This is a genomic window from Streptomyces sp. NPDC058000 (genome assembly GCF_042886435.1).
Taxonomy (GTDB): domain Bacteria; phylum Actinomycetota; class Actinomycetes; order Streptomycetales; family Streptomycetaceae; genus Streptomyces.
Genome location: NZ_JBHVQS010000006.1, coordinates 174,611 through 195,162, shown reverse-complemented (window position 1 = coordinate 195,162; position 20,552 = coordinate 174,611). Strand labels below are relative to the sequence as shown.

At 71.7% G+C, this 20,552-nt stretch carries 19 protein-coding genes; 10 read left to right on the top strand and 9 right to left on the bottom strand.

The features are described from left to right. Positions 1-54: 54 nt before the first annotated feature. Both ACFVT2_RS09495 and ACFVT2_RS09490 read right to left on the bottom strand, forming a co-directional pair. Positions 55-642: a hypothetical protein gene (locus tag ACFVT2_RS09495; protein WP_390014275.1), complete on the bottom strand. Its 588-nt coding sequence runs from the start codon at positions 640-642 to the stop codon at positions 55-57. A 202-nt stretch (positions 643-844) separates the two neighbouring features. Further along, on the bottom strand, positions 845-1,273 hold the full coding sequence (locus tag ACFVT2_RS09490; RefSeq protein ID WP_390014272.1) for an ArsI/CadI family heavy metal resistance metalloenzyme: 429 nt from the start codon (positions 1,271-1,273) through the stop codon (positions 845-847). 79 nt (positions 1,274-1,352) lie between these two features. On the opposite strand from ACFVT2_RS09490, the gene ACFVT2_RS09485 reads away from it, so the two are divergent. From ACFVT2_RS09485 to ACFVT2_RS09470, 4 genes are all read left to right on the top strand, one after another. Then, a complete protein-coding gene (locus ACFVT2_RS09485) occupies positions 1,353-1,778 on the top strand; it encodes an ArsR/SmtB family transcription factor (protein ID WP_390014270.1) in 426 nt (141 codons plus the stop codon). Continuing rightward, entirely contained in the window at positions 1,775-2,893 is a 1,119-nt protein-coding gene (arsB, locus tag ACFVT2_RS09480) for an ACR3 family arsenite efflux transporter (RefSeq protein WP_390014267.1), read from the top strand. The genes ACFVT2_RS09485 and arsB overlap by 4 nt, the downstream gene beginning before the upstream one ends. Continuing rightward, entirely contained in the window at positions 2,886-3,296 is a 411-nt protein-coding gene (locus ACFVT2_RS09475; RefSeq protein WP_390014265.1) for an arsenate reductase ArsC, read from the top strand. The genes arsB and ACFVT2_RS09475 overlap by 8 nt, the downstream gene beginning before the upstream one ends. 416 nt (positions 3,297-3,712) lie before the next feature. Beyond that, entirely contained in the window at positions 3,713-4,066 is a 354-nt protein-coding gene (locus tag ACFVT2_RS09470; RefSeq protein ID WP_390014262.1) for a hypothetical protein, read from the top strand. Between the two features lie 3 nt (positions 4,067-4,069). Here the strand turns inward: ACFVT2_RS09470 and ACFVT2_RS09465 are convergent, their stop codons facing one another. Beyond that, positions 4,070-4,924, bottom strand: coding sequence for a hypothetical protein (locus ACFVT2_RS09465; protein WP_390014259.1), 855 nt, complete (start codon positions 4,922-4,924; stop codon positions 4,070-4,072). Between the two features lie 98 nt (positions 4,925-5,022). Here ACFVT2_RS09465 and ACFVT2_RS09460 point away from each other — a divergent pair, with 98 nt between their 5' ends. Next, a complete protein-coding gene (locus ACFVT2_RS09460) occupies positions 5,023-5,256 on the top strand; it encodes a hypothetical protein (protein ID WP_390014256.1) in 234 nt (77 codons plus the stop codon). A gap of 171 nt (positions 5,257-5,427) precedes the next feature. Here the strand turns inward: ACFVT2_RS09460 and ACFVT2_RS09455 are convergent, their stop codons facing one another. Further along, positions 5,428-6,273 (bottom strand): SDR family oxidoreductase, encoded by an 846-nt coding sequence (locus tag ACFVT2_RS09455; protein WP_390014490.1) that lies wholly within the window; start codon positions 6,271-6,273, stop codon positions 5,428-5,430. A gap of 160 nt (positions 6,274-6,433) precedes the next feature. Between ACFVT2_RS09455 and ACFVT2_RS09450 the strand changes: the two genes are divergently transcribed. After that, positions 6,434-6,814: a winged helix-turn-helix transcriptional regulator gene (locus ACFVT2_RS09450; protein ID WP_390014253.1), complete on the top strand. Its 381-nt coding sequence runs from the start codon at positions 6,434-6,436 to the stop codon at positions 6,812-6,814. A gap of 226 nt (positions 6,815-7,040) precedes the next feature. Here the strand turns inward: ACFVT2_RS09450 and murJ are convergent, their stop codons facing one another. The 4 genes from murJ to ACFVT2_RS09430 form a co-directional block, all read right to left on the bottom strand. Further along, positions 7,041-8,846, bottom strand: coding sequence for a murein biosynthesis integral membrane protein MurJ (murJ, locus tag ACFVT2_RS09445; RefSeq protein ID WP_390014250.1), 1,806 nt, complete (start codon positions 8,844-8,846; stop codon positions 7,041-7,043). Between the two features lie 358 nt (positions 8,847-9,204). Next, positions 9,205-9,711 carry a DinB family protein gene (locus ACFVT2_RS09440; protein ID WP_390014247.1) on the bottom strand — a complete coding sequence of 169 codons (507 nt, stop codon included), beginning with the start codon at positions 9,709-9,711 and terminating at the stop codon, positions 9,205-9,207. 117 nt (positions 9,712-9,828) lie between these two features. Beyond that, positions 9,829-10,020 carry a hypothetical protein gene (locus tag ACFVT2_RS09435; RefSeq protein ID WP_390014245.1) on the bottom strand — a complete coding sequence of 64 codons (192 nt, stop codon included), beginning with the start codon at positions 10,018-10,020 and terminating at the stop codon, positions 9,829-9,831. 99 nt (positions 10,021-10,119) lie between these two features. Beyond that, positions 10,120-12,528 (bottom strand): SpoIIE family protein phosphatase, encoded by a 2,409-nt coding sequence (locus ACFVT2_RS09430; protein WP_390014242.1) that lies wholly within the window; start codon positions 12,526-12,528, stop codon positions 10,120-10,122. A gap of 242 nt (positions 12,529-12,770) precedes the next feature. Here ACFVT2_RS09430 and ACFVT2_RS09425 point away from each other — a divergent pair, with 242 nt between their 5' ends. Next, positions 12,771-13,562: a VOC family protein gene (locus ACFVT2_RS09425; RefSeq protein WP_390014239.1), complete on the top strand. Its 792-nt coding sequence runs from the start codon at positions 12,771-12,773 to the stop codon at positions 13,560-13,562. A gap of 157 nt (positions 13,563-13,719) precedes the next feature. Here ACFVT2_RS09425 and ACFVT2_RS09420 read toward each other — a convergent pair whose 3' ends face one another. Beyond that, entirely contained in the window at positions 13,720-16,521 is a 2,802-nt protein-coding gene (locus ACFVT2_RS09420) for an ABC transporter substrate-binding protein (RefSeq protein WP_390014237.1), read from the bottom strand. Positions 16,522-17,207: 686 nt separating this feature from the next. Between ACFVT2_RS09420 and tdh the strand changes: the two genes are divergently transcribed. From tdh to ACFVT2_RS09405, 3 genes are all read left to right on the top strand, one after another. After that, positions 17,208-18,236 carry an L-threonine 3-dehydrogenase gene (tdh, locus tag ACFVT2_RS09415; RefSeq protein ID WP_390014234.1) on the top strand — a complete coding sequence of 343 codons (1,029 nt, stop codon included), beginning with the start codon at positions 17,208-17,210 and terminating at the stop codon, positions 18,234-18,236. A gap of 96 nt (positions 18,237-18,332) precedes the next feature. After that, positions 18,333-19,565, top strand: coding sequence for a glycine C-acetyltransferase (locus ACFVT2_RS09410; RefSeq protein ID WP_390014231.1), 1,233 nt, complete (start codon positions 18,333-18,335; stop codon positions 19,563-19,565). A 58-nt stretch (positions 19,566-19,623) separates the two neighbouring features. Continuing rightward, positions 19,624-20,532: a LysR family transcriptional regulator gene (locus ACFVT2_RS09405; protein ID WP_390014229.1), complete on the top strand. Its 909-nt coding sequence runs from the start codon at positions 19,624-19,626 to the stop codon at positions 20,530-20,532. The last annotated feature ends 20 nt before the right edge of the window (positions 20,533-20,552 follow it).

Here is a 20,552-nt window from a genome sequence, read left to right as displayed (position 1 = left end):
AGTCGCGCCAGCCGCGCCCGTCGCGTCCGTCAGACCCGTCGCGCCCGTCCGACGTCAGAGGAACCGTTCGGCCAGCGGAAGCACCACCATCAACACCAGGCAGGCGGCTGCCGCGGCCGCCGCCCCCGCGGACACTCTGCTGAGCAGCCACAGCAGTGCACCCCAGGGTTGCGGATTCGCGCTGAGCCGTGTGCCCTTCCCGAAGGAGACCCGCAGGGGCATCAGGCACAGGAAGAGCAACAGCGCCGCCGCGCCGCTCACGATGGCGAAGACGATGCCGAGGATCATCGCGGCGCGCGACGAGAGGGGCTGGGTGTATCCGCCGTCGGACCGGCGCTGGAGCCGTATGGGGCCGTCGTCGATGCGCGCGACCTCGTAGGCGTGTGCCGAGGGGTCGGTGAATGTGCCCTTCAGGGCGACGAACGTGCCGGTGCAATCGCGCCTGCTGTACTTGCCGCTGCCGGTGACGTGGCAATGGGCCGGGGTGAGGGTGCCCGGCGTACCGGCCAGGGCCGCGCGATAGGCGAACGGGCCCCAGACCAAGGACACCAGCCAGACGGCCAGAGCGAGTACGCCCGCGGCGAGGAGCAGGCCGAAGGCGGTGAACGACGGACTGGGCGACAGGCCGGGCTTTTCTTTCACTCCTGCGTTATATCCGCTGTCCGCCAAGTGCCCGGACGGTCGCCTCGCGGATCCGTACGCGACCTTGACGTGCGCACGTCCGCGATGCGGTGCGGGGGCCGGCCGGCGTTCGGGTACCGGCTCCGGCCCTGAACGCCACGCGCCGACCGGGAGGGCCGCCAAAGCCGCCAACTGCCGTGCTCGGCCCTGCCGGTTCGGGCGCTCACCAGCCGCTCTCCTGCGCGAGCTTCAATGCTTCCTGGGCGGGGGTCTTGCCCCGTTGGTCGGCGTCGGCCTTGACGACGTAGACCTCCCAGGGTTCGTTGCCCGGGCCGTGGACCCAGACCTTGTCCTGGAGGGCGTAGCAGCAGGAGGTGTCGTTCTCCTCGAAGGTCGCCAACCCGGCTTCCTTGAGGCGGTCGGTGGCGGCGGTGACCTCCTCGGTGGAGGCGACCTCGACGCCGAGGTGGTCCAGGCGGGTTGTCTGGTCGGGTTCGCCTTCGATCAGGACGAGCTTCAGCGGCGGTTCGGCGAGGGCGAAGTTGGCGTAACCGGGGCGTCGCTTGGCCGGCTGGACGCCGAAGAGCTTGGCGTAGAACGCCACCGACGCCTCCAGGTCGGGGACGTTGAGTGCGAGCTGAATGCGGGACATGGCGACCTCCTGATCACGTTGCATTGATGCCTGTCGATGCAACGTTGCGCCTTGGGTTGAAGTTTGTCAATATAGACGCATGTCGAATCAAGAGCTTGAGGTGCCAGGCCCGGCACCGGAGTGCTGTCCGGGGCTGCTCACCGCGCCGCTGGACGAGGACCAGGCCGTCGAGCTGGCGCAGGTCTTCAAGGCCCTGGGCGATCCGGTGCGGCTGCGACTGCTGTCGATGATCGCGTCCAGGGCCGGCGGCGAGGTGTGCGTGTGTGATCTGACCCCGGCCTTCGACCTGTCCCAGCCGACGATCTCCCACCACCTCAAGCTGCTGCGGCAGGCCGGGCTGATCGACTGCGAACGCCGCGGGACGTGGGTGTACTACTGGCTGCTGCCTGAGATGACCGATCGACTCGCCGGCATCCTGACCCGCCCCGCCGGCCGGCCCCTCCCGCAGCCCGACCGGACGCCTGCCGAGACGCCCGCCGAGACGGCGGCGGGGGTTGCGTCGTGAGCGCGCGGAACGCCGCGGCGGCGGGTCCGGTCGCGGCCCGGCTGTCGTTTCTCGACCGCTTCCTGGCGGTGTGGATCCTGTTGGCCATGGCCGCCGGCCTCGGCCTTGGTCGCCTGGTCCCGGGGCTGGGGGACGCGCTGGCGAAGGTGGCCGTCAGCGGCGTCTCGCTGCCGATCGCGCTGGGCCTGTTGGTGATGATGTACCCGGTACTGGCCAAGGTCCGCTACGACCGCCTGGACACCGTCACCCGGGACCGCCGCCTGCTGATCCCCTCACTGGTGATCAACTGGATCGTCGGCCCGGCCATGATGTTCGCGCTTGCCTGGCTCTTCCTGCCCGACCTGCCGGAATACCGGACCGGGTTGATCATCGTCGGACTGGCCCGCTGCATCGCCATGGTCATCATCTGGAACGACCTGGCCTGCGGCGACCGGGAAGCCGCCGCCGTCCTGGTCGCCTTGAACTCCGTCTTCCAGGTCCTGGCGTTCGGCCTGCTGGGCTGGTTCTACCTCTCGGTCCTGCCTGGCTGGCTCGGGCTGCAACAGACCGGGCTGAACGTCAGCGCCTGGGAGATCGCCCGCAGCGTGCTGGTCTTCCTCGGCATCCCCTTGGCCGCCGGATTCCTCACCCGGCGCCTGGGCGAGAAGGTCAAGGGCCGCACCTGGTACGAGCGGGAGCTGATCCCCCGGATCGGCCCGTTCGCCCTGTGGGGGCTGCTGTTCACGATCGTCGTGCTCTTCGCCCTGCAAGGGGACGCGATCGCCTCCCGCCCGCTGGACGTCGTGCGGATCGCGCTGCCGCTGCTGGTGTACTTCGCTCTGATGTGGGCCGGGTCGATGGCCGTGGGCAAGGCCGTCGGGCTGGACTATCCGCGGGCGACGACCCTGGCGTTCACCGCGGCCGGCAACAACTTCGAACTCGCCATCGCCGTCGCCATCGCGACCTTCGGCGCGACATCCGGGCAGGCCCTGGCCGGCGTCGTCGGCCCCCTCATCGAGGTGCCCGTGCTGATCGGCCTGGTGTACGTCGCCCTGGCCGCCCGTCGGCTCTTCTCCAACGCGGCCCCCGTCCCGTTCACCGAACCAGTTGGCCTTGAGGAGCCCGCCCGTGACTGAGTCCCGCAAGCCATCGGTGCTGTTCGTCTGCGTCCACAACGCCGGACGCTCCCAGATGGCTGCCGCCTTCCTCACCCACCTCGCCGGCAACCAGGTGGAAGTCCGCTCGGCCGGCTCCGCTCCGGCCGGCACAGTGAACCCGGCTGTGGTCGAGGCGATGGCCGAAGTCGGCATCGACCTGTCGGCCGAGACGCCGAAGGTGCTGACCATGGAAGCGGTGCAAGCATCCGACGTGGTGATCACCATGGGCTGCGGAGACGTCTGCCCCGTCTTCCCCGGCACGAACTACCTGGACTGGCAGCTCGACGACCCGGCCGGCCGAGGGGTCGAGGCGGTCCGGGCGATCCGCGACGAGATCGAGCGGCGCGTCGACGGCCTGCTGGACGAGCTGTTGTCCGCTTGAACCTGACGTGACGGGACAGGCCCGGGCGGGGCCAGGGCAGTGCACGAACGCCCCGCCTGCCTTGCGAAGCTGGTGATGTCGCACCGCCGGCGGGCGAACACGGGGCTGGCGGCCACGCCCCACTACGGCGCGTGGCTGCCATCCCCGTCGCTCCCGGCGGTCCTCGGCAGGCGCCGCTCACCGAGAGGTGCGTGCCGGTGCCCGATCGCCTTCGGTCGCATTCCCGGCTCAAACGCATCGGTGGAAGTGGCGATGCGCTAGGGGCCGACAAAATCGCGGTGGTTGAGGAGGTTGAACCGGAGCGGGGAGAGGTGGGCCAACAGGTCGTCGTCGGTAGCGGGAGACCGTCGGTGGTGAACTGCTCGGTCGCCTGGTCCGATTGAGTGCTCGCCCATGACCGCGGGGTACTCCACGTCATGGTGAAGGGCAGTGACTGGGCGACGGCCTGCCCCCTGCTCGACCGGGCCCACGCCGTGCTCGGCACCGAGCCGATCCGGATGCCGACGCGGATCCTTACGCCGTCGGCGCTCTTCGACACCGGCGCTCAGTTCTCCAAGTCCCTGATCCGCGAGGCCGGTGGCGCCGACGGGTTCCAGGACGTCGCGCCGTGGATGCTGTCCGTCGAGCACTGGTACGGAACACGGGAAGAGCACGCCCTCGCCCGCTACGACCTGGCCCGTGACCTTCTCGCCGATACGGACCGCTTCGACTGCTCCTACACGGCCACCGAACTCACCCGCCGTATCGACAGACTCCACCGCCACCCCTGAACGTCATGGCTTGAACACCGTGTTCCACGCTGCGGTCAGCACCGTGACGGCGTCGCGGTCCGCCAAGTGCGGTGCGCCGAGGGCCATCGCGGCATCGAGCAGCGCGCCCAGGGCCGTCTCCCATGGGTCTGCCAGGACTTCATCGCCGTCCTCATCGAGGGTGAGGGACCCCGCGCTGCCTCGGTCCCGGGCACTTGCGCTCACCGTCTTCCAGATCAGGGAGAAGCCGTGCCCGATCGGCGATCTCGAAGGGCCGGCCCCGGGGATCGCCAGGGTCCATGCGTGATCGAGGTTTCGGTAGGGCGCGGCTTCCGGCTGTTCAGCGAGCCACCGGTGCCATGCCTGGCCGTACTCCCGCTCGGCTGCGGGGTGGCGAGCGGACGCGAGTGCCCGTGCACCCGCCTCGTCCAGGGCGCTTCCGGCCTCGATGACGCGGAGGACCGTGTCGCCATGGGGGCCGAAGAGCACCGAGGGGGAAAGCTCCTCCAACAGGTCGACGGCGATGGCGCGCGTGTAGTCGGCGTGCGAAGCCAGACCCTCGGCGGCTCGTGCCATCGCGGCACGCTCCTCGTCTGTCGTGGGAGGCACCACCTGCACCCGGAAGAGCCGCCCCGGCCAACTCGTGACAGACACGCCTTCCCACGCGTGGTGGACCACGATCCACGGCGGAGTGAACGCGGGCAGTGTCACCCGTGTGCCAGCGGTCGCTGCCTTCAGGTAGCCAGGGGACTCGTCACTGACGAAAACGAAGCCCACCGCCGCGTGCGGATCCGCAAGGTTCTCCACTGACGCCCCCGAGTTCCTGTTCGCCCGACCTTCGATGGCACGACCGTAGGGGCCATGGATCTCTGACGACAACGATCGGACTGCGATGGCCCAGGCCCTCAGTCACACGACGCCATGTTCACTCTTGTGAGTGCTGCACCGTAATTCGAACATGTGATGCAATTTGGTTCATGACGCACTACACCTTTCCTCCCGACCTCGTACAGGCCCAATCCGCCTGGTACGCCGCCTATCGACAGCTTGCCGCGGAGAAGAGCCCCGCGCAGACGACCGTGCTGCGCCGCCGACTTCAGCGGCTCTCCGTGCAGATCGCCACGCACCCTTACTGGGCTGACATCCCTGGCCACGCTCCGGCCGCCCGGATGGCGCTCAAGGAAATGACCTGGGAGGGGCACCAGTCATGACGCGCTCGCACGTGCGGCCCGGAGCGGTCGCCGACCGAGTCCGACCCTCACCTCGGGGCGAGGTGGTGGCCTCGGCACGGTGGATGGTGAGGGACGGACGTCGTGAACGGGGGCAGGAGGAGAACCGGGGCAGAGAAGGGCCGGGGCCGGGGAGAGGCCGCGGCCGAGGGCTCAGCGGAAGGCGGGGGAGTGGTGCCGGGCCCAGTCGGCGAAGGTGCGGGGTGGGCGGCCGAGGACGTGTTCCACGTCGGGGCTGAGGCGTTGCTCGGCGGGGGAAGGGTTGCCGAGGATGGTCAGCGTGGTCTCGGCCACGGGCCCGGGCATGAAGTGGAGCATCTGCGCGTGGGCCTCGTCCCGGGTCTGCTCGACGAAGCGGACCGGTTCGCCCAGTGCGTCGCCGAGCGCGCCGGCGCACTGCCGGGGCGTGGTCAGCGCCGGCCCGGTCAACTCGTATATCCGGCCCGCGTGTTCGTCTCCCCGCAGTGCTGTCGCCGCGACCGCGGCGATGTCGGCCGGGTCGACGCTGGGCAGCCCGATATCGCCGAACGGTGCGTGGACAGCCCGTTGGCTGCGGACCGACTCGACCCAGGCGAACGCGTTGGAATGGAAGGCGCCGGGCCGCAGGATCGTCCACGCGAGCCCCGACTGCCGTAGCGCGTCCTCGGCGGCGCGTGCGGTAACTCCGTGGGAGGCCGACTCGGGCCGGGTTGCGACACCTTGGGAGGACAGCAGTACGACCCGCACGACACCGGCGCTTTTGGCCACGTCCAGGATGTCCCGCGGACTCAGCAGGTGCGCCTGGGCGCCGCCGCTGTGCAGGAAGAGCGCGTCGGCGCCGTCGAAGGCGGGCCTCAGGCTCGCGGGGTCGGTGAGGTCCGCGCGCCGCGGCAGGACGCCCTGCGGCACGTCCGCCGCAGAGATTCCCCGGGATGTGGCGGTCACCTGCTCGCCGGCGGCCACGAGCGTCTGCACGAGCGAACGGCCGACGTTGCCGGTCGCCCCCGTCACTACGATCAGGAACAACTCCCTTGTGAGGATGGAGGGTTGAGGGTGCCCACGTGGGCGTGACCGCCTCGGAGGATGTGCTCTCCGGGCGACAGAGGGACGCTAACATCGTCCGTATAGTAGGTACCTACAGGAAAGTGACTATCCCGAAGGGGAGTTCATGGGGGGCGTCATGAAGCAGCAGGTATCCACGGCCACCGATCCGGCACTTGCCTGCCCGATCGGTCCGGTGGTGGACATCGTGTTCAGCCGGTGGACCACGCCGATCCTGTGGACCCTTCATACGTACGGCCGCCAGCGTTTCGTCGAGGTGCAACGGCGGATCGCCAAGATCACCCCGAAGGTGCTGACCCAGCGGCTACGGCAGTTGGAACGCGACGGTCTGATCGTGCGCACCTACCACCCGGAGGTGCCCCCGCGCGTCGAGTACGAGATCAGCGAACTCGGCCGCAGCCTCGCCCCGCTCTTCGCCCACCTCACCGAATGGGCCGCCGCCAACCTGGACAAGGTCGAACGGGCCCGGCAGGACTACGACGCGGACCCGGATCGATAGCTGCCCGTGCCGGGAGCCGTATCCGAAGGCCCGTTGGCGCACTGATGACGTCGCATGCGGCCCCTGCTGACGGACCGTTCCGAGGACCGGGCACGCGTACCGGCACGGGTACGGGAACAGGTGCAGGCACGGGCACGAGTACGGGAACAGGCACGGGCGTGGGTACGAACATCGCGGTGTCTGTGCCCACGCCCGTGCCTGTGCGGGTGCGCTGCGTCGCTGCGGTTCAGCGTCCCAGTCGGCTGCGGATCAGGGTGAACATGGCGTCGAGTTCAGGGATTTTGAGGAGGCGGGCGAGGGTCAGGAAGAGACCGAGGAGGACGACCGTGCCGGCGACGAGGGCGGTCAGGGAGCTCAGGGCGGTGGTGCCCAGGGCGTGGAGCAGGGCGGTGGAGGCGGCTCCGGCGGCGAGTGCGGCCGGTGCGGCGGCGGCGCACAGACGGGTGTAGGTGCGCAGGATGCGGGCGCCGTCCAGGTCGCCGCCGAGTCGTGTGCGCAGGCGGCGCCAGGCGACGGCGATGCCGACGGCGAAGGCCAGGCCGTAGGAGGCGGCCATGCCGGTGACGGCCCAGCGCGCGGGGAGCAGGGCGAAGCACAGTCCGGAGGCGGCGGCGTTGACGAGGGCGACGACCAGGGTGTTGTAGAAGGGCGTGCGGGTGTCCTCGTAGGCGTAGAAGCCGCGCAGGACGACGTACTGGGCGGAGTAGGGGATGAGGCCCAGACCGAAGGCCATCAGGACGTGGCCGATGCCCTGGGCGCCCTCGGCGCCGGAGCTGGCGTAGAGCAGTGTGGCCATCGGCGTGCCCAGGGCGAGGAAGGCGAAGGCGCAGGGCACGACGGCGACGGCGGAGGTGCGCAGACCGTAGGAGATGTCGTCGCGGACGGCGGTGGCGTCGCCGGAGTGGGCCGCGCGGGAGATGCGGGGCAGGACGGCGGTCATGACCGACACGGTGATGATCGCCTGGGGCATCTGCCATATCTGGTAAGCGAAGTTGTACGCGGTGATGCCGGCGCCGGTGTGGCCGGCGCGTTCGGCGGCGGCGCCGGCCTTGGTGGCGAGTTGGGTGACGACGGTCAAGCCGATCTGGTTCGCGAGCACGAACAGCAGCGTCCACTTGGCCAGGCCGACGGCCTTGCCCAGGCCGTGTCCGCGGAAGTCGAAGCGGGGGCGGAGTCGGACGCCGGCGTCCCGCAGGTACGGCAGCATGGCCAGTGCCTGGACGGCCAGTCCGAGCAGGGTGCCCAGGCCGATGAGCCGGACCCCTTCGGGGGTGATGGTCGCCGGGCTGACGCCGGAGGCGGTGAACCCGCCGAACGCCCAGATGAACGCGCCGAAGCCGGCGATGGTGACGACGTTGTTGAGGACCGGGGTCCACATCATCGCGCCGAAGCGGTCACGGGCGTTGAGGATCTGCCCGAGCACGACGTGGATCCCCATGAAGAACATGGTGGGCAGACAGTAGCGGGCGAACGCCACGGTGAGCGCCATCCGTTGGGGGTCGGCGGCGATGTCCGGCGACATCATGCGCACCAGCAGCGGCGCGGCCAGCACGCAGAGCGTGGTGGCGCCGGCGAGGATCACGACGACGAGGGTGAGCAGCCGGTTGGCGTACGCTTCGCCGCCGTCCTTGTCGTTCTTCACGGCGCGGACCAGCTGGGGCACGAACACCGCGTTCAGTGCCCCGCCGCCGACCAACGTGTAGATCATCGTGGGCAGGGTGTTGGCGACTTGGTAGGAGTCGTTGAGGGTGCCGACGCCGATCGCGGCCGCCATGACGAGCGTGCGCAGGAACCCGGTGATCCGGGACACGACGGTGCCCGCCGCCATCAGGGCGCTGGACTTGGCCAGGCGGGCGGTGCCGCCCTTCGGTTCTGGCTCGGGTTCTGGCTCGGGATCGGGATCGGAGGTGGTGGGAGCCGTGCGGGGAGACGCGGGGGCGTGTTGGACGGGCGTGCGGAGCGGCAGGGTGTCGTCCGGCGGATGACTGGGGAGTCCTCCTCGTCCGTTGGACTCTTCGTGCGGCGCGGCCATGCCTGTTCCTCCTCGTCAGGACGGACCCCCGCGGCCCGTCGTGGCTCGACAGACACCTTCGCACCCCGCCGCGGCCAACTGCGCACGGGCTGCCGCGGACCGGGACTTTTCCGTCATGTTCTGCGTGATCCGCCGTCGTGATGCTCTGTCGGGATCGGCCGGAGTTCATCGCGGGGAGGCGTGCCGCGGTGCCTGAGTGACCATGAACGAACTCCGGTCCTGCGGGCGGGAGTTCGCGCGTCCGTGGTCCAAGGCGAGACGTCCATCAACCGGTGGGAGACGCAGGTGCAAGGCAAGCCGGGCGCTCCGGTTGAGGTCCCTTTCCTGTGGTGGAAAGGGGACCTCGTTCCGTAGTGGGTCAGGGGCCGACGGTTCCGTCGACGCCTTCGCGGAGGAAGTCGGCGTGGCCGTTGTGACGGGCGTACTCGTGGATCATGTGCAGCATGATCAGGCGGAGTGAGACGTCCTCGCCCCACCGGGGTTGGTAGGCGGTGAGGTCGAGGGAATCGGCCGCCCGCTCGATGCGCCGGGAGTGGGCCACCTCCGCCTGCCAGGTGGCGAAGGCCGAGGCGCCGGTGGTGTCGGCGTCGTCGAACGCGGCCTGGAAGTCGAACTCGTCCGACCAGACCAGGGGGATGTCCTCACCGTTGATCACCCGGCGGAACCAGGTGCGTTCCACCTCGGCCATGTGCCGGACCAGGCCGAGCAGGGAGAGCGTGGACGGCGGCATGGAGCGCTGCCGCAGTTGCTCGTCGGTCAGCCCCTCGGTCTTCATGGCGAGCGTGGCGCGGTGGAAGTCGAGGTAGGCGCGCAGCGTCTCCCGCTCACCGGCACGTCGGGGCGGGTCGATGCGTTCGATTGTCATGTACGGAGAGGATAGTGGGGGAACGGAGCGGGGAGCGGTCGACGCCCGCGCGGTACGTCGCGGCCCGGGGGCCGTTGCACCCGGGCCTTACAGGCGTGTGACGGCGGAGCACCGTCGCTACGGCAGATACCGCTCGATGGCGGCCCGCCCCTTCTCGTCGATCAGGCGCTGGGCCCAGGCCAAGCTCTGCGGAGTGGGTTCCCGTCCGGACGCCCTGACCAGGTCCTCCGCGTCGAAGGGTCGCTCGCTACCCGTGTACAGCTCCGCCGGCCGCCGCTCGGACGGGGTCTTACTGCCATTGGTCGTCACAGGTCCTCCTCTGTCCGCGCCCGCCGAGTGCCGGGACCTCGCTGGTTCCATCATGGGACCGGCGCCAGCGACCCGCACGGCGTACCCCGGCCCACCTGCTCAGCCCACCGGCCGCGGAGCCCCCGGATAGTGCGGCGGGAATGCCTGTTCCGTCCAGATCGTCTTGCCGAACGGCATGTACCGCGTCCCCCAGCGCTGCACCAGTTGCGCGACGATGAACAGCCCCCGGCCGCCCTCGTCGTCGCTCGCGCTGTACCGCAGGTGCGGCGAGGTGTGGCCGGTGTCGGAAACCTCCGTGACCAGGGCCAGATCCCGCAGCAGCCGCAGGTGCACCGGCCCCGAGGCGTGCCGCACCGCGTTGGTGACCAGCTCGCTCACCGCCAGCTCGGTCGCGTACGACAGCTCCGCGAGGCCCCACTCCGCCAGCTGCCGGGTGGCCAGCGCACGGGCGGCGGCCACCGCGGCCGGCTCGGCGGGCAGCTCCCAGGCGGCGACCTGCCGGGCGTCCAGCTCCCGGGTCCGCACCAGCAGCAGCGCCGCGTCGTCCGGCGCCGCCCCGCCCGGCAACAGCGCCGCCAGCGCCCGGTCGCACAGCTCCTCCAGTGGGCGCTGGTTCTCGCGCAGGACGTCGCCCAGGATCGCCAGTCCGGCGTCGACGTCGCGGTTCCCGCCCCGGAGCAGTCCGTCGGTGAACAGGGCCAGCAGGCTGCCCGCCGGCAGCTCGGTCTCCCACGACTCGAACGGCAGGCCGCCCAGCCCCAGCGGCGGACCGGCCGGCAGGTCCGGGAACGACACCTCGCCCCCGGGGTCCACGATCGCCGGCGGCGGGTGCCCGGCCCGGGCCATCGTGCAGTGCCGCGACACCGGGTCGTAGACCGCGTACAGACAGGTCACCCCGGTGGCCACGTCGTCCGGGGCGGGTTCCGCGACGGCGCCCGCCGCGCGCTCCTCCGGGGTCTGCCCCACCTGGTCGTCGAGCCGGCTCAGCAGCTCGTCGGGCGCCAGGTCCATGCGGGCCAGCGCCCGTACGGTCGTCCGCAGTCGGCCCATGGTGGCCGCGGCCTGGAGACCGTGTCCGACGACGTCGCCCACCACCAGTCCGACCCGGGTGCTGGACAGCCCGAAGACATCGAACCAGTCGCCGCCCACCCCGGCCCGGTCGTCGCTGGGCAGGTACCGGTAGGCCATCTCCACCGCGGACTGCGGCGGCAGGCGCTGGGGCAGCAGGTTGCGTTGGAGGGTGAGGGCCGCGGCGTGCTCCCGGGTGAAGCGGCGGGCGTTGTCCATCGAGACCGCGGCCCGGATGACCAGCTCGTCGGCCAGCTCGATCTCGCCGCTGTCGAAGACCGCCGGGGTGTCCCCGCGGTCGAACGTCACCAGCCCCATCGGGGTGCCGCCGGCCCGCAGCGGCACCACGATCGTCCGCTCCGTGCGGATCATCCCGCCCGACGACAGACTCCGGTACGGGAGCGTGCCCCGCTGGTACGCGACCGGATACGGCGGCTCCGGCGGCCGGTCCGGCGGGTCGTCCCAGGAGCGCGAGGCCACCCGGATCAAGTCCGGCACGCGGCCCTCGCCGGGATCCGGATCCTCGCCCTCCAGCACCGACCGCAGCAGATCGACGGTGACCGTGGCCGCGAAGTCCGGTACCGCGACCTCGGTCACCTCCCGTGCGGTGCCGACCATGTCCAGCGTGGTGCCGATCCGGCGGCCGGCCTCCACCAGGAGGTTCAGCCGGCGCTGCGCCTGGTAGCGGTCGGTGATGTCGAAGGAGTCCTCGCACACCCCCAGCACCCGCCCGTCCGGGTCCTGCAACCGGTAGTACGAGCAGGACCAGACGTGCTCGGTCCCCGGGTCGGTGGGCTGTTCGCCGACGAAGTGCAGGTCGAGGAACGGCTCACCGGTCGCCAGCACGTGGTGCATCACCGTGTCCAGGCTGTGCGGGTACCCCTCCGTCACGAACTCGCCCGGATACAGCTCGTCCGCCAGCTTGCCGCTCAACTCCCGCAGCGGCAGCCCGACCTCCCGCCCGTACGAGGTGTTGAACCACGTCAGCCGCAGATCGTTGTCGTAGATGGCCAGGCCCACCGGCGACTGGGTCGCCAGGCCGTGCAGCATCGCCTGCCGGGCCTCCCAGCGGCGCAGGTCGCCGAGTGACGTCGCCACCAGCACCCGGGCCGGTCCCGGCCCGGCGTCGGGGAGCGCGTCGGCCAGTGGGCACATCGTGACCGCCACCGAGAGCTGGTGGCCGTCGGCGTGCCGGGCGGTGCGGGTCTCGATGTGGGTCGGTTCCACGGCCGGCGGTGCCGCGCCGTCCGGAGCCCGCTCCAGCAGGAACGTGCCGGCCGGCCGGCCGATGATCTCCTCCGGTGCGTACCCCAGCAGCTTCCGGGCCGCCGCGCTCCAGCCGATGACCCGTCCCCGGGCGTCCAGAACCGCTGTGGCCGCCCTGGTGACGTCGAGGGGACCACGGAAGTCGGCGCTCGTCGCCGCGCTCCATGCGTTCATGGCATCAATCCAGCCCGGTTCAGTACCTCCAGCATCGAGCCCGGTCCCCACCCGCACAACCGGCCCCGCCCCGAGCGGGCGACCGGGGCGGCGGGCCTCCCTTGGTGCGGGGCCGGGCGGTCGCTGGCACAGTGGGAGGGGCGCCGGGGGCCCGGCCGCGCTCCGCGCCGACCCGCGCGGGCTGCCCCACGCTCACCCGTCGGACCGGCCCCAGGCCCTGTCGCAACAGGAGGCCGATGCCCATGCCGTCCCCCCGCCCGACCACGCCGGTCCGCGGTGCGCCCTGCTGGGTGAGCCTGCTGACCAGCGACCTGCGGTCCGCGCAGCGCTTCTACGGGGCCGTGCTGGGCTGGCACTTCCGGCCGGCCACTTTGGGCGAGGAGTTCTCGGTGGCCCTGCACGACGGGGAGCCGGTCGCCGGGGTCGGGGCGCTGGTGCCGAGTTTCCGGGTGCCGGTGGCCTGGACCGCGTACTTCGCGGTGGCGGACGCCGATGACATCGCCGCCCGGATCCGCGAGCGGGGCGCCACGGTGGCCGTCGGACCGCTCAAGCTCGGTCCCGGGCGGGCCGCCCTCGCCGCGGACCGCGACGGCGCGACCTTCGGCTTCTGGGAGGGGCAGACGCTGGCCTGGTCGGTGGGGACCGGCCATGCCCCGGCGATCCTGGAACTGCGGACCAGGGATGCGTTCGCCGCGGCCATCTTCTACGCCGAGGTCTTCGACTGGGCGTCGGAGAAACCGGGCGGCTGCCAGGTGACGTACGAGCACGACCAGGTGATCGTGCGCGACGGCACGCACGTGGTGGCGGCGCTGCGCGGCGGCGGGGTGGAGGCCGCCCCGGACCCGCGGGTGCGGCCGCAGTGGCACGTGCACTTCCGGGTGCCGGACGTTGCCGCGGCCATCGCGGCCGCGGTGGCCGCCGGCGGGACCGCGACCCCCGTGACGTCGACCCGGGACGGGAACGGGAGCCGGGCGATGGTGCGCGACCCGGACGGCGGGTTGTTCACCGTGACGGGGCCCGGAACGCCGTCCTGACACCCGTCCGGCGCCGGTTGCCCGCCCTTCCCCAGCCACCAGCCCTTCCCCAGCCACCAGTCATCCGCCCCTCTCCGGCCATCGGCCATCCGCACCTCTCCAGGCGTCCGGCCTTCTCCAGTCAGCCGTGCCTTTCCAGGCATCCGTCGTTCGCCAGTCACCCGCCCTGCTCCGGTTGCAGGGGCGGGCACCACGTGGACTGGGTGCGGCCGCCGATCCGGCCGCAGTAGCCGGCCTGGGTGGGCTTGCCGACGCCGTCGATGTGCTGCACAGACAGCAGCTTGTCCAGCGGGACCTGACGGTCCACCGAACCGCCGAAGCTGATGATCCCGCTCTCCCCGTCGAGCGCCCCGTCCCCGTGCACCCCGCTGATCGCGTGCCAGACGGCGGGCGGGCTCAGCGGCATCCCCGCGGCGTCCTCGCGCAACTGCTTGACCGCGTTGACGTACAGCTTCACCGCGTCGAAGCCGAGTGCGGCGTGGCCGTCGAGGGACGAGTTGGGGACCTTGACGCACTCCTCGGGGAAGAGCCGGGACATCTCCGAGTACAGCTCGCTGGAGTCTTCGCAGTGCGCCGAACCGAGGGTGAAGTCCAGGAAGTCGTAGGGGATTCCGGGGTACTGCGCGCGGCGGACCGGGTCGGCGGCCAGGCGGGCCACGTCGTCGCCGCCGATGACGGTCGGCGGGGCCGAGTTGCAGGACTCGTTGATCCCGCCGAGGAAGGTCTCGAAGTCCTCCGCGCGGCCGGCGTAGAACACCAGCCCCGGGTAGGAGCAGCTGCGCTGGCCGACCGAACCGGCGCCCGGTGCGTCCGAGGACGGCTCGTCGCCCGGGGGCGGCGGCGGGCTGAAGGCGGTCCGCTCGACCGCGAAGCCGCGGGCCCGGAACTGCTTGGCGACGTCGTCGCTGAGCGTCCTGCTGTAGGTGTCGGTGGGGTCGGCGGAGCTGATCACCCGGACCCGCCGGGTGGGCTTGGTCCGGCCGCTGACGAGGTGGTCGGCGTAGGCGGCGGCGACCTCGGCCTCCCGGCTGTTCTGCGGCGACACCTGGAAGTACATCGGTGACTGTCGTACCAGGGAGTCCGCGGAGAGGGTGGTGGCGACCATGGGCAGCCCCGCCTCGGTCAGCTTGCGGATCGTCCGGTTGGTGGCCTCGCGGCTCTGGTCGAGGCCGGTGACGCCGACGATGGACGGGTCCTGGACCTTCAACTCCTGGAATATTGCGACGACTTCGGTGCCGTAGCGCATACCGGACCCGGCGTTGGCGGGGAAGATCCGCAGGATCGGTTCGGTGCTGCCGGTGGTGCGCAGCTGTCGGGACTGGGCGCTGGCCGCGCCCTGTAGCGCCTCCCGCCCGTAGGCGAGCTGGGCGGTGGACTTGCCGGTGCTGCTGAGCAGCGCGGAGAGGTGGACGAGGGTGACCAGCGGGCGTTCCGGGGACGCCTGGTGGATCTGGTCGGCGCGGGCGTTCTGGTCGGCGATGGTGCGCAGGGTCTTGTTGAGCTCGTCGTCGGGGGAGTGGAAGGTGAAGCCGTGTCGGGAGACGCCGATGCACTCGCCGGTCTCCACGGTGCGCAGGGTGTCGGCGTCGTCCTCGTAGCGGCCGAGTCCGCAGTGCGCCTTGCGGTAGGCGCTCTCCTGGCCCCACAGCAGCCCGCCCGCCCCCAGCAGGGTTGCGGTCACCGCGCAGGCGACCGCGACGGAGACCGCGCGCCGCGCCCACAGCGGCGGCTCGGGCAGGCGCAACCTGGCGTCCTGTGCCACTTCTTGACGTCTCGTCAGTTCGTATTGGGCCTTGGCCGCCGGGTCGTCGGAGGGCGGCATCAGCGCGGGTACGGTGACCGGCAGGTACCAGGGGGCCCGGTTGCGGGCCCGGCCGGTGTGCAGGAAGGTGTCCCGCCAGCCGCCGTAGAGCCGGTCGGAGAGTTCCCACAGTGAGCTGTGCCCCCAGTCGGTGCGGATCTCGGTGCCCTCCGCGGGCGGCTGCGCGCCGCAGCTGATGACCAGCAGCGGATCGAAGGCGCCGGTCTCGTTGCGCACGTCGATGACGGTGCGCAGCAGCGGATAGCCGCAGTTGTCGGCGTCCGCGCCGGCCAGCAGGGCGACGCAGTACGCGGTCCGGCGGGCCGAGCGCGGACGCCACGGCCGGCGGCGGAACGCGATCCGCAGGTCCTCCAGGAAGGCGTTGACCATCAACTTCCGTAACTGCTCCGGGTCCTCGACCTGGTTGTGCGGGACGGTCAGCCGCTCCGCGAAGCCGATGAACGTGCCCGGGTCGCGCGGGGCGAGGTAGGGCTGGTTGAGCAGCCAGCGGTACTCCCGGCCCAGTCCGCGGCGGACCCGGAACCAGGCCAGCGGGAAGACGTGCACCGCGAACAGCCAGACCCACCAGGGCACATGACCGTCCACCGCGAGTTCGGTCTCCGGCGCCCGCAGCAGGCCGAACAGTCGGCGGCGCCGGAACTCCCGTTCCCGCAGCCCCTGGAGGAGGCTGTGGTCGGTGCCCTCGACGTCGCCGGCTCCGTCCGGGTAGCCGCCGGCACCGGTCTGCACCAGCCAGTTGACCAGGCCGAACCGGCGGAACCGGACCCGCCCGTCGGCGCCGTTGACGCTGCGGGCGAAACCCTGCGCCAGCCGCTCCAGCGTCCGCCGGACCGCCTCCACCGACCCGGGGTCGGTGGACGACGGCTCGGCCGTCAGATCGTGCAGGCAGTGCGGGACCCGCCGGGGGTCGGCATGGGTGAGGAAGTAGTTGATGCCGCGGGCGAGTTGGGCGTGGTCGTCGCCGGCGACCAGGCAGAGGGCCGGGAGGCCCTCGCGGCCCTGCGCCACGCCCCGGTGCCGCACGGGTTCCGGACACTCCCTGCGGCGCGGCCGGCGGACGAGATCGGCGATCAGCCGGAGCAGATGTCCGGCCCCGTGGAAGACGGGTATCTGGGAATCGAGTTCGTTCGGCGCCATGGTGCCCCTGAGGCCGGTTCCGAATAAGGCCGGCATTGTGCCACCGCCCGGCGGCCGGAAGCTACGGTTCGGACCCCTGTGCCCAAAGCTCTTGGCGGGCCTGCACGGTCGTGTGTGTCCCGCTGTTGAGGGACTGCTGTTGAGGGACTGCGACACCGGCCTCGTCGGCGGTGGGTCGGCGCGACATCCCGGTGGCGGCCGGGCCGGCGCCCCTTGCGCGCAGTGGTCCTGCCGCAGGCCGCCGCGGTGCGTGGCGGCCACGGCCCGGGGGCGTGATACCGCCCGTACCGGCTGCCGCCCCGGTGCCCGGGACGGCCCGTACCCGATCGCCGCGCCTCCCGGGCGGCCGGCGGCGCATGTCGATTCCGGCCACCGCGCCGCTGGCCCATCTGGCGCCGGCCGGACGCCCGGGGTCGGGTGACTCTGAAGCCCGGGTGGTCCTGGAGGCCGACGGGACCTTCCCCTAAAGGCCCGTGGCGCGGCTGTGCTGGTGTGCTCCGACGGGCGTGATGTGGTGGATGTGCACTCTCGGTGCGGGTGGGGCGTAAAGGGGAGCTGTGGGCGCGGTTAAGAAAACCTCGATGGACCGGGCGGCCGCCGTACGGAAGATTTCTGGCCGGAGATCGGCGGCCCGCACCGGGCCCCGTGAACGTCACAGCACTCATTCACGTACGGGAGCCGTTGCGGTGAAGGCACTGATCAAGGAGAAGGCGGAGCCGGGACTCTGGCTGACGGACGTGCCGGAGCCGTCGATCGGCCCGGGCGAGGTGCTGATCAAGGTGCTGCGCACCGGCATCTGCGGCACCGATCTGCACATCCGCGCCTGGGACGGCTGGGCGCAGCAGGCCGTCAGCGCCCCGCTGACCGTGGGACACGAGTTCGTCGGGGAGGTCGTCGAGACCGGTCGGGACGTGCCCGACATCAAGGCCGGCGACCTGGTCAGCGGCGAGGGCCACCTGGTCTGCGGCAGCTGCCGCAACTGCCTGGCCGGCCGGCGCCATCTGTGCCGCGCCACGGTCGGCCTGGGCGTCGGCCGGGACGGCGCCTTCGCCGAGTACGTCGCGCTGCCCGCCGCCAACGTGTGGGTGCACCGCGTCCCGGTCGACCTCGACATCGCCGCGGTCTTCGACCCGTTCGGCAACGCCGTGCACACCGCGCTCTCCTTCCCCCTGGTCGGCGAGGACGTCCTGATCACCGGCGCCGGGCCGATCGGCATCATGGCGGCGGCGGTCGCCCGGCACGCCGGCGCCCGCAACGTGGTGATCACCGACGTCAGCGAGCAGCGCCTGGACCTGGCCCGCAAGGTCGGCGTCAGCCTCGCCCTCAACGTCTCCGCCACCTCGATCGAGGCCGGCCAGCGCGAACTGGGCCTGCGCGAGGGCTTCGACGTCGGCCTGGAGATGTCCGGCCGGCCGGAAGCACTGCGCGGCATGATCGGCAACATGACGCACGGCGGCCGGATCGCCGTCCTGGGACTGCCCTCCGAGGAGTTCCCGGTCGACTGGTCCCGGATCGTCACCTCCATGATCACGATCAAGGGCATCTACGGCCGGGAGATGTTCGAGACCTGGTACGCGATGTCCGTGCTGCTGGAAGGCGGCCTCGACCTCTCGCCCGTGATCACCGGCCGCTACCCGTACCAGGAGTTCGACGCCGCCTTCGCCGACGCGGCGAGCGGCCAGGGCGGCAAGGTCATCCTCGACTGGAGCGCCTGACCCCCGCCCGGACTGCCCTCCCGTCACCCGACCTCCGCCCCCAGACGACGGCGCTGCGCGCCGGCTGCCTCGCGCACCCCTAAGGAGACCTCCCTCATGTTCGACGCCGTACGCGACGACCTGCGCACCGCCCTCGACGAGATCCGCGCCGCCGGACTGCACAAGCCCGAGCGGGTCATCGGCACCCCGCAGTCCGCCACCGTCAAGGTCACCGCAATGGGGTCTCCCCTGCTCGAGCGAAGCCGAGAGCTTGGGGAAGGCCGCCCCGGCGAGGTCCTCAACTTCTGCGCCAACAACTACCTGGGCCTGGCCGACCACCCCGAGGTCATCGCCGCCGCCCACGAGGCCCTGGACCGCTGGGGCTACGGACTGGCGTCGGTCCGCTTCATCTGCGGCACGCAGGAGGTGCACAAGGAACTGGAGCGCCGGATCTCCCACTTCCTCGGCCAGGAGGACACCATCCTCTACTCCTCCTGCTTCGACGCCAACGGCGGCGTCTTCGAGACCCTGCTCGGCCCGGAGGACGCGGTCATCTCCGACGCCCTCAACCACGCCTCCATCATCGACGGCATCCGGCTCTCCAAGGCCCGCCGCTTCCGCTACGCCAACCGCGACCTGGCCGACCTGGAACGGCAGTTGAAGGAGGCCCAGGGCGCCCGGCGCACCCTCGTCGTCACCGACGGCGTGTTCTCCATGGACGGCTACCTGGCGCCGCTGCGCGAGATCTGCGACCTGGCCGACCGCTACGGCGCGATGGTCATGGTCGACGACTCGCACGCGGTCGGCTTCGTCGGCGCCGGCGGCCGCGGCACCCCCGAGCTGTGCGGGGTGATGGACCGGGTCGACATCCTCACCGGCACCCTCGGCAAGGCGCTGGGCGGTGCCTCCGGCGGCTATGTCGCGGCGCGCGCCGAGATCGTCGCGCTGCTCCGCCAGCGCTCCCGCCCCTACCTCTTCTCCAACTCGCTCGCGCCGGTGATCGCGGCCGCCTCGCTGAAGGTGCTCGACCTCCTGGAGTCCGCCGGTGAACTGCGGGAACGCCTGCACGCCAACACCGCGCTGTTCCGTTCGCGGATGACCGAGGAGGGCTTCGCGATCCTGCCCGGCGAGCACCCCATCGCGCCCGTGATGATCGGTGACGCGTCCGAGGCGGGCCGGATGGCCGAGCTGCTGCTGGAGCGCGGGGTGTACGTCATCGGCTTCTCGTACCCGGTGGTCCCCCAGGGCGCGGCCCGGATCCGCGTCCAGCTGTCCGCCGCCCACTCCACCGAGGACGTGCACCGCGCGGTGGACGCCTTCGTGGCCGCCCGCGCGGCGCTGGGGAGCTGACCGGACCGACCGGACGGCCGCGGGGCGCGACCCGGTCGAACCCTGCGAAACTGGCACCATGATCGAAGCACGTCGGCTGCACATCCTCCGTGCGCTGGCCGACCACCGCACGGTGACCGCCGCGGCCGCCGCGCTCTACCTCACGCCCTCGGCGGTCTCCCAGCAGTTGGCTGCGCTGGAGCAGGAGACCGGCCACCGCCTCGTCGAGCGCGGTGCCCGCGGCGTCCGGCTGACCGCCGCGGGCGACATCCTGCTCGGTCACGCAAACGCCGTCCTGGCCCAGCTGGAGCGCGCCGAGGCGGAGCTGGCCGCGTACGACCAGGGCGAGGCGGGCACCGTGACGGTGGCCGCGTTCGCGACCGGTATCGGGCTGGTGCTCGCCCCGGCCCTCGCCGAACTGGCCGGTTCCGCGCCCGGCATCCGGGTCCGGGTCCAGGACGCGGAGGGCGACGCCAGCCTGCTGATGGTGCTGGACCGGCAGGTCGACGTGGCGGTGGCCGTCGAGTACCGGGGCGCACCGGACGCGGACGACCCCCGGCTGACCCGCGTCCCGCTCTACGCCGAGCCGTTCGACGCGGTGCTGCCGCCCGGGCACCCGCTGGCCGGGGCGGCGGCGGTGCCGCTGGCCGGGCTCGCCAAGGACCCCTGGATCGGGCCCTATTCCGGCAACCCGTGTCATGACGTGGTCGTGCTGGCCTGTGAGTACGCCGGGTTCCGGCCGCGGGTGGAGCACTCCTCGGACGACTTCCGGGCGGTGGTGGCGCTGGCCTCGGCGGGGGTGGGGGTGGCCCTGGTGCCGCGCTCGGCGCTGAGCGGGATGGACCTCGGGGGTGTGGTGGTGCGGCCGGTCGACGGGGTGGCGCCGACCCGTCGGGTCTTCGCCGCAGTCCGGCGGGGCGCGGAGGACCATCCGCTGTTCCGTCCGGTGCTGGCGGCACTGCGGACGGCGGCGGCCGAGCAGGGGTGAGCCGGCGGAACCGCCCGTCG